11 protein-coding genes are annotated in these 12798 nt (G+C 43.5%); all 11 read right to left on the bottom strand.

Translation table 11 applies throughout. The features are described from left to right. Positions 1 to 22 precede the first annotated feature (22 nt). The 11 genes from TRESADRAFT_RS10515 to TRESADRAFT_RS10465 all read right to left on the bottom strand — a co-directional run bounded on the left by TRESADRAFT_RS10515 (position 23) and on the right by TRESADRAFT_RS10465 (position 12763). On the bottom strand, positions 23 to 769 hold the full coding sequence (locus TRESADRAFT_RS10515; RefSeq protein WP_002705532.1) for a phosphocholine cytidylyltransferase family protein: 747 nt from the start codon (positions 767 to 769) through the stop codon (positions 23 to 25). 39 nt (positions 770 to 808) lie between these two features. Continuing rightward, positions 809 to 2053 (bottom strand): CDP-glycerol glycerophosphotransferase family protein, encoded by a 1245-nt coding sequence (locus tag TRESADRAFT_RS10510; RefSeq protein ID WP_002705530.1) that lies wholly within the window; start codon positions 2051 to 2053, stop codon positions 809 to 811. Further along, positions 2053 to 4776, bottom strand: a complete 2724-nt coding sequence (locus TRESADRAFT_RS10505) for a YidC/Oxa1 family membrane protein insertase (protein ID WP_002705528.1) — start codon at positions 4774 to 4776, stop codon at positions 2053 to 2055. The genes TRESADRAFT_RS10510 and TRESADRAFT_RS10505 overlap by 1 nt, the downstream gene beginning before the upstream one ends. A 429-nt stretch (positions 4777 to 5205) precedes the next feature. Beyond that, on the bottom strand, positions 5206 to 5613 hold the full coding sequence (locus TRESADRAFT_RS10500; protein ID WP_002705525.1) for a sugar 3,4-ketoisomerase: 408 nt from the start codon (positions 5611 to 5613) through the stop codon (positions 5206 to 5208). Then, entirely contained in the window at positions 5610 to 6548 is a 939-nt protein-coding gene (locus tag TRESADRAFT_RS10495) for a glycosyltransferase family 2 protein (protein ID WP_002705523.1), read from the bottom strand. The genes TRESADRAFT_RS10500 and TRESADRAFT_RS10495 overlap by 4 nt, the downstream gene beginning before the upstream one ends. 8 nt (positions 6549 to 6556) lie before the next feature. Next, positions 6557 to 7675 carry a DegT/DnrJ/EryC1/StrS family aminotransferase gene (locus tag TRESADRAFT_RS10490; RefSeq protein ID WP_002705521.1) on the bottom strand — a complete coding sequence of 373 codons (1119 nt, stop codon included), beginning with the start codon at positions 7673 to 7675 and terminating at the stop codon, positions 6557 to 6559. A 24-nt stretch (positions 7676 to 7699) separates the two neighbouring features. After that, positions 7700 to 8884, bottom strand: coding sequence for a nucleotide sugar dehydrogenase (locus tag TRESADRAFT_RS10485; RefSeq protein WP_002705519.1), 1185 nt, complete (start codon positions 8882 to 8884; stop codon positions 7700 to 7702). A gap of 25 nt (positions 8885 to 8909) precedes the next feature. Further along, entirely contained in the window at positions 8910 to 9905 is a 996-nt protein-coding gene (locus TRESADRAFT_RS10480) for a glycosyltransferase (protein ID WP_002705517.1), read from the bottom strand. A 3-nt stretch (positions 9906 to 9908) separates the two neighbouring features. Next, positions 9909 to 11678 carry a hypothetical protein gene (locus TRESADRAFT_RS10475; RefSeq protein ID WP_002705515.1) on the bottom strand — a complete coding sequence of 590 codons (1770 nt, stop codon included), beginning with the start codon at positions 11676 to 11678 and terminating at the stop codon, positions 9909 to 9911. After that, positions 11668 to 12111, bottom strand: a complete 444-nt coding sequence (locus tag TRESADRAFT_RS10470; RefSeq protein ID WP_002705513.1) for a hypothetical protein — start codon at positions 12109 to 12111, stop codon at positions 11668 to 11670. Before TRESADRAFT_RS10470 ends, TRESADRAFT_RS10475 begins: the two co-directional genes overlap by 11 nt. Continuing rightward, on the bottom strand, positions 12095 to 12763 hold the full coding sequence (locus TRESADRAFT_RS10465; protein WP_002705511.1) for a DUF3990 domain-containing protein: 669 nt from the start codon (positions 12761 to 12763) through the stop codon (positions 12095 to 12097). Before TRESADRAFT_RS10465 ends, TRESADRAFT_RS10470 begins: the two co-directional genes overlap by 17 nt. Positions 12764 to 12798 lie beyond the last annotated feature (35 nt).

Raw genomic sequence — 12798 nt, 5'->3', positions numbered from 1 at the left:
AGAACCTGCGGCGGAAAACCGATTAAAACCGCTTTTCAGCCTCTTTCAAATCCTCCTGATTGTCCACTTCGTACCAGATTCCCTGGTCGATTTTGAATCCCTTGAGAAGGCTTGAATCGGTTTCTGAGATGAACTTAAGGCATGTCTCATAATACGAATTCTTTCCGAAGACATTCATGAACGTCTCAAGGAACGGCAGATAATAGGTGTTTGTGAATTCTTTGGAGAATTTATAAATGTTGACCGTTTTGTAGTAAGATGGCTTTTCCTCGTTTTTCTGATTCTTCTTGACGATGAAGTTTGTGATTTCATCGTCCTTGTTCAGAAGCGTTACCGTTCCGTCCATCCAGTCTTCCCAGCGGCTTACTACGGCGAGATTCTTGTCCTCCGCGTTCACAAGGTCCTTTAAGACCTCCGGCTTGTAAACAAGGTCGCTTTCTATGAGCAGGGTGTCATCAGCTTTGAAGAACTCTTTCAGAAGGTAAAGCGAGTATATGTTGTTCGTTTTGTCGTAGTCGGGGTTCTCGCCGAATTCAATCTGCATCCCGTTCAGGCGTTTTTCATCAAAAGTTCTCCGGATAAAATCCTTAAGGACCTCGCTCTTGTAGCCAAGCCCGATGATTAATTTTTTTATGCCGGCTGCGACGAGAGCATCTATCGTTCGCTCAATCATGGGAATGCCATTTACTTTTACCATGCACTTTGGAACGGTATCGGTCAAAGGCCGGAGCCTGCTTCCTGTTCCTGCCGCTAAGATTATTGCTTGCATTATTTTCTTATTCCTCCTATAAAAAAATCGCGTTTGCCGTTATTGCTTTTCCTCAACTTTGTCAATCATGAACTGGCAGACCCTGTCGCCAGCCTCCCCTATGTGCATCCACGCCTCAGATTTTGCCTTGGCGCGGGCAGCCGCAAGAACGGGGGAGTCGCTCGCATTCTGAATTACATTTTTTATGTCCGTGAACTGCTCTTCTTTCAGTTCGATTCCGATTTTTTCAAGTGTCGTGAACTGCCATATCCGTTTGTTCGAGCCGTCCTCATCGTATACTTCGCTTGCGTCGTAGATTCGCAAATCAAGGTCGGCATTTACATACATGACGGGCTTGTCGCACAGGAAGGTGTAGTCATAAATGACAGAAGAGAAGTCCGAAATCATAATGTCTGCACGTTTTAGCGCGTAGATATTGTCCCTGTCGAAATTCCATTCGATGTTTGGGAATGACTCATATTTTTTCTGAAGGCGTTCGAGCATCTCGCTTTCCGACTTTTTTGACTGAGGATGTGGGCGGACGATTATATGCCAGCCTGTCTCAATAAGCGGTGTGAGCAGTTTTTCTCCGTACTTTGAAAGAATAGCGCTCGGACCCCATGAAGGGCAGAGAAGAACGGTAAACGCATGGTTCTCTTCCGCGGGAATCTGCTCCATCTTTTTCTTCAGCTCATCAAGGTATGTGCATCCTACCGTAACGAGCTCCTTCTCTTTTAAGCCCCGCGATTTTTCCAGATAGCGCAGGTCGTCTTTCTGATAGTCGCCCGTAAGAAGAACCGAGTCGAAGTAATCGATTCCGTAAAGGCGGTACATTGTCGCATCCCCTGAGCCATGCCGCAGGTGCGCATAATGCTTTACGGTTTTGCTCCTTTTCATCTGGTAAACGTCGAGTCCCGGGGTCGTCATTAATACGACACCGGCGCTGAGCATGTTCAGGCGGGCAAAAGCCTTGTTTCCTTCGCCTATGTATTCGCCCTTTACGAATTTGTAAGGCTCGTTGAGGAGCGGGTCGTTCTCCATTGATGTCAGATAAAAGACCTCAGTCCCGCGTTTTTCGAATGCGTCAAGAACCGGCTTGAAACAATTCAGGTATTGTCTGCCTTCGTTGTAGATTACATATTTTTTTGTGTTTGTGTCGGCCTTCGCTTTCCCGCCCGTAAAGAACAGCTGCAGTTTCAGCCATAATGCTCTTGCCAGAAAAAATAGCGTGGCTGCTACACCGATGCAGACCGAAAAAAGCATGCTGCCCGTGCCCGGGTCAATATATAATAGAAAGACATTCATTATTTTTTCTCCTGTTTATGAGGTTCAAAAGACCAGTTTGCGGAATCAAATATATTCCCGCTGACCCGTAGCCATTGGTCGTCTTTGACCGTGAATACATACTTGCTGCTGTTTTGGTATGGCATAAAAATGTCTGAGGTGCAAATCAATGCGCCGTTTTCCTTGTCGGCTTCAAGTTTTTTTCCTGTAAATGGGTTTGTCGGATTGTCAACGATTCCCTGTGTCAGCAGAAGCGGCGTGTCCGCATTGGTCATGAAATCGGTGTTGACTTTCAGATTTCCTGACTCATTGAAGTCCTTGAACATGAGGAGCGGGTGATAGTGGCCAGGCTGCATTTTCTCGAACTTCTCATCCCAGACGTATTCCCCTTCCTTGCCGGAGCTCCCGTGATCCGCAACCAGAACGATTCTGCAGTTGTCATAAACTCCTTCTGATTTCAGGTATTGGAACCACTCTCCGATTCTGCGTATTGCTCCGGCGTTCGAATGGTACAGGGAGTCGTTGGCGAATGAAGATGTGCCTTTGTTCGTGATTTTTGAGGAAGGCCTGTATTCCGGCGCCTGGAGAAACAGCGAGTCGTGGGGACAGTTGTTCGTGAGGTTGATGTACACATTTTCCTTTGAGGCGTTGAAATCCGTGAAGCGCTTCAGATAATCCAGGACGGAATATCCGTTCAGGTAATCGTTGAAATCATCGTTCGTTTTGTTTGCCGACCAATAGACGCCATCATTGTAAAAGGCCGGTCTCAGGAAAAGCGGTGAGGATTTGAAAAATCCGTACCACAGTATGTTCCTTTTGAGCGTGTCCGATGTGACTGAAATTTGAGCCGTGTCCTGATGCTCTTTGTACCACAAATCAAGGTAAACCGCATCGGTAAGGTGCGCATCGATGCTCGGATAGCCTTTATAAATGGAAAGGTCTGGCGTCCAGCTGTAATTGGCCCAGGTGGAATCCGTTACTGTCGCGGACCAGTTTCCGTCCGTCTGCTCGGTGAATATTCTAGGAAGGACAAGAAGGCATTCGTTCTGCTTGTCTACCAATGAAACGTCGCTGCGGGCGTTCATCGCTTCCGGCGTGTATTCATATCCTCCATAAACGGACGGCGCGCCGAGAAGCGTATGCCCGTTAAATGAGACTGTATTCTTGTAAAGGGTGAATCCTGAGAACTGCTCCTGAAGCTCCGGTATCTCCCTGAACATTTCCTCAATATACCTGTTCTGGGCTTTGTCCAAGTATATGTAGAGGACGTTTTTCCCTGTTTTCGACAAATGGAAAATGGGCTCGATTTTTGACATTGAGGCAATGCCGTTCGCCTTTACTTTTTCCTCATATGATTTGTAGCCCTTCGTGATTGTCACGCTGTTCATTACTCCCATGCCGAATAGGCTGATTGCCGCAAGGGAAAGAACGCTGTTGAAAATTTTCGTTTTGTTGCATTTGAAGACGAAAAAGAGTGCGGCCGCAAAAATTGCAAGAGCCAGCGCGTTGATTGCTATTTTTATTGGAGTGGAATCAACTGTTCCGATATCGGTGAATATGAGGAGCTTCGACAGGTTGCCGTAGTCTTCCGGGAACGCGAAATTGTTGAGGATGCACATTCCGAAAATGATTGAAAGCCCCGTCGCAATCAAAGTCTGCATTCGCTCGTGGTAAAGGAAAAATATCAATGAGGCCCAGACAAGGCAGAATCCCGCGGCCTGTGAAAGGGTGTTCTTCACGAAAAACATCGGGTTCCCGATGCCGTCTATGCCGCTGAATTCCTCCGGGGAGGACGCGATGAGGTTCGTCGGAATGAAATACCCTAAAAGGAGCGTAAGCGCGACTGCGGAAACTGCGAACAAAGAAAGGCGCAGTTTGAAATTGTCCCTCAGCGAAGTGTATGGATTGTCGATGAGCCAGTTCGCGAAGCGTACGTACAATGGAGCCGGGTAAACCAAAGCGAAAACGAAACTGACCAGCAGCGCCCTCGTAATTGAAAGGACATGTGCCGCAAAAATCCATATGATAAGGGCTGTGACGAGCGCGCAGGCGATGTAGTAAAGCGCTTTTACAGGATGCCGCATCTTGTAGAATATGTTTTTGACGAGGGAGAACAAATTGTTCATCGTCCAATACATTACGAGCCCTGCCGGCGAATCGTAGAGAATGATGACGAAGATAAGAGCCAGCCCGTACGTATAAAGCTTGTCTTTTATGGGGAATCCTCGCGTGTAAATCGTTCCGCTCACCATATTTATTATGGTCATAAGGATTGGAAGAACGTTCACATGGAAAGCTCCAATCATGAAAAGGGAGTCGGGGGCGCCCATGTCTCTGATGAACAGAAAGCTGTGCCCCTGCAAAGCCGTCATGTGGCTCAGGCACGCGTATGCCGCCGTAAAAAACGGAATCTGAATCAGGAGGCCGAACGCAGAGCGCAGCGCCATTATCGGGTGGTAATGCTGCTGCCTGTAATAGGTGGAAAGAATCATGTACTGCTCGTTGCCTTTGAAAACAGCCTTGATTTTTTCAATCTGGCTTTTCATGGCTTTCTGCTTGTTTCTCTCTATCTGCTGCCAGTGCTCCGCGACTATATAAAGCGGAAGCGTGAGAAGCGAAACCGCACAGCTTACGCCGATTATTGCGAAGCCTGTATCGTCAAAAAGTTTTTTGCAGAACATGAAAACAAGCTCGATTATTTGCGTAAGCGGGTATATAACGAGCGAATTGATGAGAGTTCCCATTGAATAAAACCTTCTTTAATTTGGATTCTCTTTTGGCTTAAGAAGGCGATGTTCTTGATAAGCCATAAAGAGTGGGGAAGGGCATCGAGATATGCCCGGATTGCTATATGGCAACATCGTGTTTCGGATTCCGGTGGTGTAAAACACAATGAAAATACTGGTATAAAATGCGCTCTGAATCAGCAAGCATATTTATAGAAGCGGGAAAATACTACTACTTTTTTGTTTTTTGGACTAGTGCGCTGCTTGAGCAGCCCGATTCCGGCTGGCAAAAGCCGTCTCGATTTTAATATTTAGAGATTTCAGAGCGCGCCATTGTGGAGCGGCAATCAGTTTCAACTAAATGTATCCACCGAAAATTCAGATGGAGCACGTATACGATAAAGGCGAAGTGCATGAAGAGAAGAGAAAATTTTTTAGAGGAGTCCATTAAGAATCCGCCATCATTTTTTTATATTCTTCAAAATCACGGATATATTCTTTGCCGTCGTAATGTGTATTTGCAAGAACTAAAAGAACTGAATCCGGCGAAAAATCGTACATTTCTTTCCAGATCATTTTGGGAATATAGACTGCTTCCATGGGTTTGTTCAGCTCGACTATTTCTTTTTTGGTGCTGTCGGTAATCATGACTTTTGAGCTTCCGGCAACATTTACAAGAACAAATTCTGAATTCCTGTTTGCGTGCTGACCTCGAACGACTGTTGAGTCTGAGCCATAAATATAAAATGCACGGGCAATCTCAAAAGGAATGTCCTGCCCCCCCTCTATAACGACAAGTTTTCCGCGTTCATCTCCCAAATCCTTAAAATTCAAAAGCTTATACATTTCACTCATTTTGACTGCTCCTCATTTACAGGAATTCCGTAGGTGTTTTTGACCGTGAACTGCGGCGTTCCGTTCTGGTCAAGATAATTTTTGCCGATGTATTCGCCGATGAGACCTAAGAACACGGTCTGCAAGCCACCAAAAAAGAGGATAAGGGCCACAATGGAAGTCCAGCCGCTTTCGATTTCGGGATGAAGAATTTTGTCTATGATGAAGTAGACTGCCATCGCAATTGAAAGCATGATTACAAAGGCTCCGAGTCCCATCATGAAGCGCATCGGCTTAATCGAAAAGTTTACGAACATGCTCAGGCACAGGTGAATGAGCTTTCCGAGAGTGTAGTTTGATTTTCCAGCCTCGCGTGATTTATGCTCAACAAAAACTGAAGAATAACTGTTTGTGGCGCGGAGAATGAGTCCGTCAATATAAGGAAAAGGCCCCTTGTATTTGATGATTTCGTTAATCAAGGCCCGGTTAATAAGTTTGAAAGAGCAGAGATAAAGATTCTTTGGCTTTCCGATGAGCCATGTTGCAAGAATGTCGTTTATTTTGCTTCCGAGATTACGGAAAAGAGAGTGCTTCTTTTTGTGGTATTTTGCGTAAACAACATCATAGCCCTTTTCGGCTTCTTCAACGAGCTTCAGGATTTCTTCAGGCGGATTCTGCAGGTCATCGTCAATAATTGCCGCATAGTCTCCTGTGCAGTAATTTAAGCAGCACATGACGGCATTGTGCTCGCCATAGTTACGCCTTAAATCCACAAAACGCACATTGCCGTATTTTTTTACGATTGACTGGCAGACTTCGCTGGAATTGTCCCGGCTTCCGTCATTTGTCATTACAACCTCAAAATCCCGTCCTGAGAAAATTTCCTGCAGTTTATCTACGAGCTGGCCGATTGTGTCCGCACCGTTGTATACTGGAATACATATTGAAAGCTTCATTTTATTTCCTATACATTAAATTGATTGATTACTTCGATTACGTGGGCGACTTCTTCTTCTGTTGTTCCATAAGAAATCGGGAGCGATAAAACCGTATTGTGGATTTCTTCAGCAATAGGGGTGGCCTTTTGTTTTTTGAAAATCTCCTTGTAGCCTTCCTGATTGATTGGAGCGACAGGGTAGTGGATTTCAGTTTTGATTCCACTGTCCAAAAGGTATTGCTTTAACTCATCACGCTTTTGATGGCGGATTTGGAAAATGTGATAGACATCAAAATATTTTTCATCAACGCGGGGAAGAATGAACTTGCTTTTATCAAGGCCGCTAAAATACATCTGGGCAAGCCTGCGCTTTTTTGCCGTGATTTCTTCGATATGGCTGAGTTTTATGCGAAGAAATGCTGCCTGAATCTCGTCAAGCCGTGAGTTGATTCCGGTGTATTTGTTGTGGTAATGCTTTTCTGAGCCGTAGTTGCGCCAGGCACGGGCCATTTGTGCAAGCTCGTCGTTGTCAGTGCAAAGTGCGCCTGCATCTCCAAGTGCACCGAGATTTTTTGTAGGATAGAAACTGAATGCGCCGAAGTCTCCGAAAGAGCCTGTCATTTTTCCGTTGAATTTTGCTCCGTGTGACTGGGCACAATCCTCAACCAGACGGAGATTATGTTTTTTGCAGAAAGATGTGATTTTATCCATCTCGCAGGCTTTTCCGTACAGATGAACGACAAGAACTGCACTAGTGTTTGGAGTAAGGCTTTCCTCAAGCAAGTTGGGATTTATGTTGCAGGTTGAAATGTCCGGCTCTACAAGGACAGGATTGAGGCCAGCCTTTACGATTGCAAGAATCGATGCAATATATGTGTTTGACGGAACGAGAACATCGCTTCCTTTTGGAAGCTTAAGGCATTCAAGGGCTATGATGAGGGCGTCCAGGCCGCTTGCCACGCCTACACAATGCTTTGTTCCGACATACGAAGCAAATTCTTCCTCAAAAGATTTTACTTCCTGACCGAGAACATACCAGCCTTTTTCGATAAATCTGTCGAATACGGATTTAAACTCAGCCTCAAACTGCCTGTTCGTGCGAGATAGATTTTCGTAGGGGATGATTTCATTTTTAATTATGTTCATTGCAAAAATCCTGTTTTTATAGTCCTAATCTCTTGAGAATAAATCCCTTGTATAAACCTTGTCCCTGCAATCTTCCAAATCTTGTGTAATTCTGTTCGCAAGGATAACGTCGCACCTTGCTTTGAATTCAGCAAGGTCATTGCAGACTATGTATTTTTCAAATTCCGCGGTAGAAAGGGTTGGCTCATAGATTACAACTTTCACGCCTTCTCCACGAAGAATTTTCATGACATCCTGAATTGAGCTCTGCCGGAAGTTGTCGCTGTTGGCTTTCATTGTAAGGCGGTAAATTCCTACTGTTTCCGGACACTTCTCTAGTACATGACGGGCAATGTATTCCTTCCGCGTCCTGTTTGACTCGACGATTGCCGTCATGAGGTTCTGAGGAATGTTCGCGTAGTTTGCAAGAAGCTGCTTGGTGTCTTTTGGAAGGCAGTAGCCGCCGTAGCCAAAAGACGGGTTGTTGTAACCGTCACCAATTCGCGGGTCAAGGCTTACCCCCTGGATAATCTGTTTTGTATCGAGGTTGTGCATTTCGGCATAAGTGTCAAGTTCGTTAAAGTAGCTTACGCGCAGGGCAAGATAAGTGTTCGCAAAGAGCTTGATTGCTTCGGCTTCGGTAGGCTGGGTGAAAAGGGTAGGAATGTCCTTTTTTATTGCCCCCTCCTGCAAAAGCTCCGCAAAGGTATGGGCTGCCTTCTCCAGTTTTTTATTGTTCTTCGGGTAGCCCACAACAATTCGGCTGGGGTAAAGGTTGTCGTACAGTGCATGTCCTTCGCGAAGAAATTCTGGTGCAAAGAGTATGTTCAGCTCAGAAAACATCTTGCTTACTTCTTCGGTATATCCGACTGGAATAGTTGATTTTATGATGATGACTGCATTTCTGTTGAATTTATCGACAAGGGAAAGAACTGCCTCTACGCTCGAAGTGTCAAAGTAATTTTTGTGGGGGTCATAATTTGTCGGCGTGGAGATTATGATAAAATCAGCACCTGTATAGGCTACTTCAGCATCAGTTGTGGCAGTGAGGTGCAAATCTTTGGAGGAAAGATAATCTTCGATTTCCTTGTCAACAATTGGTGACTTTTTGCTGTTAATTAAATCGACCTTTTTCTGCACGATGTCAACCGCATAAACTTCATTATGCTGAGCTAAAAGAATTGCGTTTGAAAGTCCCACATAGCCGGTTCCTGCTACTGCTATTTTCATGTTTACTTTTCTCCTGATGCCTGAGTTATTTTTTTCCCTTTAATTTTTTCGCAAGGGAACGACATCCGCCGATAGTAGTCTCAAGTATAGCGAAAAAAAGTGGACAATGCAATTTAAGCTCAGCCAGCGTGAAGACAAGTGGCGACTGTAAAATCGGGATGATTCGCTTGTCGTTCAAAAGATGTACTTTCGTAAACTGAAATTTTGGATTTAAAATCATCTTCTGTATGTCTTCTGGAATTTCACCTGCGTCTTTTATCCGCTGCTGAATGCTTTTGTCTGCAAGTTTGTAGTAGGAAATATAATTCTTTCCCGCAGCTTCGCTTGAAAAATAGTGGATTATCTTTGCGTGTTCCAAGAATTCAAGCCCGCCCTGGCTAATCTGGCAATTCCACTCTCCTGATAGCTGTGTGTCTCCAAATCCGCACTGATAGAAAGCCTCGTTAAAAGCCCCCTGGTCATGGTGGTCATGCTTTACCCTGAATGAATATTCCCAAAGCTCATGCCATTTTTTGAAGAATTCACGGGATTTTTCACAGTCCCGATACAAAATCACGCCGCTGTTAATGTGAAAGCCTTGATTTTTGGTTCCTGTGTAGTGCATTTTCTTTTCGCGCTTCAAAAAGTAATCCTTATGCTTATGCTCTGAAAGCGGAACATGACCGTCAAGAACAGCTGCGAGAGAATAGTCAAACTTCTCGATGTCAGAAAGACTTTCACAGATGGCTGTGTCGCAGTCTATAAAGAGGAAGTCTCCAGTAATGTGTTCTGGAATCGTTGTCTTCAATACCCGGGAGCGTTCAACATTTCCAGCAGATTCTGGGAAATCTACAGCGACAATGTCTGAAACATATTTTTTTATTTCTTCGCGTTTTCCGGTAAAAGTGGAAGCAGTCCTGTTATCGGTAAGAATAATGACTTCTGCCTGAGGCATGTAATGTCTGAGCGAAAAGAGCGACATGAGGCACTGCTCATAGTAGAGGTCTTTTTCAGTTGAGGTTAGAACATAGACATATTTCATGATTCATTTCCTTTTGCTTTTATAGAGTATTCCACTGGGCAGCTGTGTTCTTTCATAGTCCAGCGCAATGATTTTATTGAAAAACCAAGTATCTGCGATATTGTCCTCATCATTTTTTCCGGTATATCTTCCTTCATTGTCAGGATTTTTAGAATCAAGGAGAAGTACATATTCTGGAAAAGCGTTTTTGGGGAATTCTTCGTAATAGGGCTGCAATCGGACATCATCGCAAAAAGTTCTCCAGGTTGTGGGGGTGTTGCTGTGAAGATTTTGAAATGCCGTGTAAGCCCATGTTGCGGCTCCAGATATGAAAATTGATTTATCGGATTTATTTTTATTCTTGCTTATATTCCTAAGCTCTGCCAACAATTCGTCATAGTAATTCTTGCTTTCTTTTGTTGTGTAAATTCCCTTTACTGGGCCTTCAGTGATTTTTTCAATATTTGTGTGAGGCTGAGGAATAAACAAAATATGCGGCGGAAGTTTTGCATCTCTGTAAATCAGGTTGGTACGATTAAACAAAGTAAAAGCAATGAGAATGAGAAGTGGAAGGCTTTTTGTTGTTTCAAATAGAGATTTTGAAACAACAAAATCAAGTCTTTTAAGAATGGAACTGAGGATGAGAACTTCCCCAATTGCAGCAACAGCCATCCCTATTGCACATACGCCAAAACCTGTGTCAGATGCGAAGCAGAAGAAATAGGCCAGGATTAATCCCGGAATGATGAAATAAAGCAGTTCATTTTTATATTCCCGAAGGAAATTTTTTGGTCGCAAATCAGAAAAAAGGATTGTTTCAAAAATCGTAAAATGAAAGAATGCCATTACGGCACTTCCGCAATCTTTTTTTATAAGGCAGTGTACAAAAAATAAGAGTGAATTGAGTACATGAAAGATTATTTTTTTCTTTGCAGAAAGCTGTATCTTTTTTTGCTTGACGACAATGCATGTGATAATCATTGGAAGCCAGGTCAGGACATAAGGAAAAATCAGCAGGCGCGGCATTTTGTAAAGGCGTTTTATCGTAAGAATGACGGTGTGCTTGTATGACGGATCATTGTAGGTGTAGTGCAGCCCCGAAAGAATATCAGACAGTGAATTGCCTGCAAAAACAAAAAACAGGTAGATGATTCCAGAAAACACTGTTCCAAGCCAGATAATTGAGATTTGCCTGATGTGGTTTCGGCTGATTGGAAGAATAAATGCAAAAATTGAAACGGCGATATAGGGAAGTACGAGGAAAGGATTGCAAAGAATTGATGAAGCAAAGAAGATTCCCGAAAAAAAAAGAAAAAACTTGCTGTAAGATAAAGAGAAAAAGGCATAGAGGCAGAGCAGGGCGATAAGATAACTTTCAAAGCCGATGGTGTAGTAAGATGGGCCGTTTATGCACGCCCGTGCAAATGAAAGTACAATGAGTGAAGCGCTACATGCAGAAAATGCGCTGTATTTTTTTGAAAGCAGAGTATAAGCGAAAAATGCTGTTAGTGTTTGAAAAATAATTGTCGCAATCCTGAAAAAGAGGAAAACTCCATCTGTTGAGCCGGTTGCCTTTATAAACAGAGCATACAGCGGATACAAAAGCGGCTCGTAAAATTGGGTGGGCGTCCAGTCATCGATTAAGAATCTGTCTCCTGAAAGGTAACGCTGCACATTGGAAAGGTAAAGACCTTCATCAGTCCAGGAAAAACCGTAGAACATGTTGTTTATGAGAATTGCTGAAAACAGCAAAATTATGATGTAGGGGAGGAGAGAAGAATATTTAGTTTTCATTTACTTTTTCCATTATGATTTGCTCTATTTTTGTCACGTCTGCTTCATGCAAAAGTGGATAGTTTTGCAAAATGTGTTCTAGAGAATATCGTTTCAAGATTCTATCAAACGGTATATTGTTTTTCCACTGACAGAATGCGAGAACAAACCCTGTCCAATATTCGGCTTGAGGATAAAATGGTTCTTGGATAGCTTCTTCAATCACTTTGGATAAATCTTTGTGCGGAAGGGCAAGCATTGCCAGTTCGTAGCCAGATTTGCCGCATAAAAAATCAGGATTTGCATTTTCAATTTGTGCGGGGATTATTGAATCCAAAAAGACATTCTGACTTTCCATTGGTGAAAGCCCCATGTTATGCAGCAGCAGCTGAAAAAAGAATCCCAGGTTCTTCTGTACGTCGCTTAAATACATTTCATCATAGGTGCAGGTCATTTAAAAGCTCCGGATTACGAACAATGTCAATCAGATAGGTCGAGGAATCAGGTTTTTGATTCCTCAGATTTTTCAAATATGCTTTTCGAGCGCTGGTATCTCGTGCAATATATTTTGGAAAGTAGATGTTTTGCTCAGCTTTTTCAGCGTTTATATATGAAATGCTTTCAAAGGCTTTTTCTGATTTCAAAACGACTTGCAGTCCGAGACTTCCGAGTTTCATGGATGTTGCAAGGGACTGAATAGGAATGATGTTTTCCAGAAAATCACTCGCAAATGAAAAATAGGAGTCGTTTGCCCTGTATCCGATGATGATGTCATATTCTGAATAGAAAAGATTGTAATGTGACGTAAGAAAATCCAAATTTTGCTTTCCAAGAGGAGATTTCGGTGAAAACACCCGGTTCTGCATGAGAATTGAAAGCCAGTGAAGGATGCTGAAAGAGGACGTTGAAAGGTCAAGTATCGAAAGACCTTCCGTCTTCAGTTCGTAGCAGTTTGCAAAGCCGTCCTTATTTTTCTGACAAGCCCATTCTTTTGCTAGTTCAACAGACTGTGTACAATAAAATCCCAGACCATAGTCGTTTCTCGGATTTCCGAATCCGAACTGAGGATTTTTGATTATGTTTTCTGAGCCATGATAAATCTGCATGCAGAGTTGTTATAGCATAATTTTTCTTTTATGCC

This window comes from Treponema saccharophilum DSM 2985, assembly GCF_000255555.1.
Taxonomy (GTDB): domain Bacteria; phylum Spirochaetota; class Spirochaetia; order Treponematales; family Treponemataceae; genus Treponema_D; species Treponema_D saccharophilum.
This window is presented reverse-complemented; position numbering and strand designations above follow the sequence as displayed.

What these genes read in the sequence shown, in the direction of transcription:
- TRESADRAFT_RS10515 (WP_002705532.1), bottom strand. Translation starts at nt 769, where the DNA reads ATGCAAGCAATAATCTTAGCGGCAGGAACAGGAAGCAGGCTCCGGCCT.
- TRESADRAFT_RS10510 (WP_002705530.1), bottom strand. Translation starts at nt 2,053, where the DNA reads ATGAATGTCTTTCTATTATATATTGACCCGGGCACGGGCAGCATGCTT.
- TRESADRAFT_RS10505 (WP_002705528.1), bottom strand. Translation starts at nt 4,776, where the DNA reads ATGGGAACTCTCATCAATTCGCTCGTTATATACCCGCTTACGCAAATA.
- TRESADRAFT_RS10500 (WP_002705525.1), bottom strand. Translation starts at nt 5,613, where the DNA reads ATGAGTGAAATGTATAAGCTTTTGAATTTTAAGGATTTGGGAGATGAA.
- TRESADRAFT_RS10495 (WP_002705523.1), bottom strand. Translation starts at nt 6,548, where the DNA reads ATGAAGCTTTCAATATGTATTCCAGTATACAACGGTGCGGACACAATC.
- TRESADRAFT_RS10490 (WP_002705521.1), bottom strand. Translation starts at nt 7,675, where the DNA reads ATGAACATAATTAAAAATGAAATCATCCCCTACGAAAATCTATCTCGC.
- TRESADRAFT_RS10485 (WP_002705519.1), bottom strand. Translation starts at nt 8,884, where the DNA reads ATGAAAATAGCAGTAGCAGGAACCGGCTATGTGGGACTTTCAAACGCA.
- TRESADRAFT_RS10480 (WP_002705517.1), bottom strand. Translation starts at nt 9,905, where the DNA reads ATGAAATATGTCTATGTTCTAACCTCAACTGAAAAAGACCTCTACTAT.
- TRESADRAFT_RS10475 (WP_002705515.1), bottom strand. Translation starts at nt 11,678, where the DNA reads ATGAAAACTAAATATTCTTCTCTCCTCCCCTACATCATAATTTTGCTG.
- TRESADRAFT_RS10470 (WP_002705513.1), bottom strand. Translation starts at nt 12,111, where the DNA reads ATGACCTGCACCTATGATGAAATGTATTTAAGCGACGTACAGAAGAAC.
- TRESADRAFT_RS10465 (WP_002705511.1), bottom strand. Translation starts at nt 12,763, where the DNA reads ATGCAGATTTATCATGGCTCAGAAAACATAATCAAAAATCCTCAGTTC.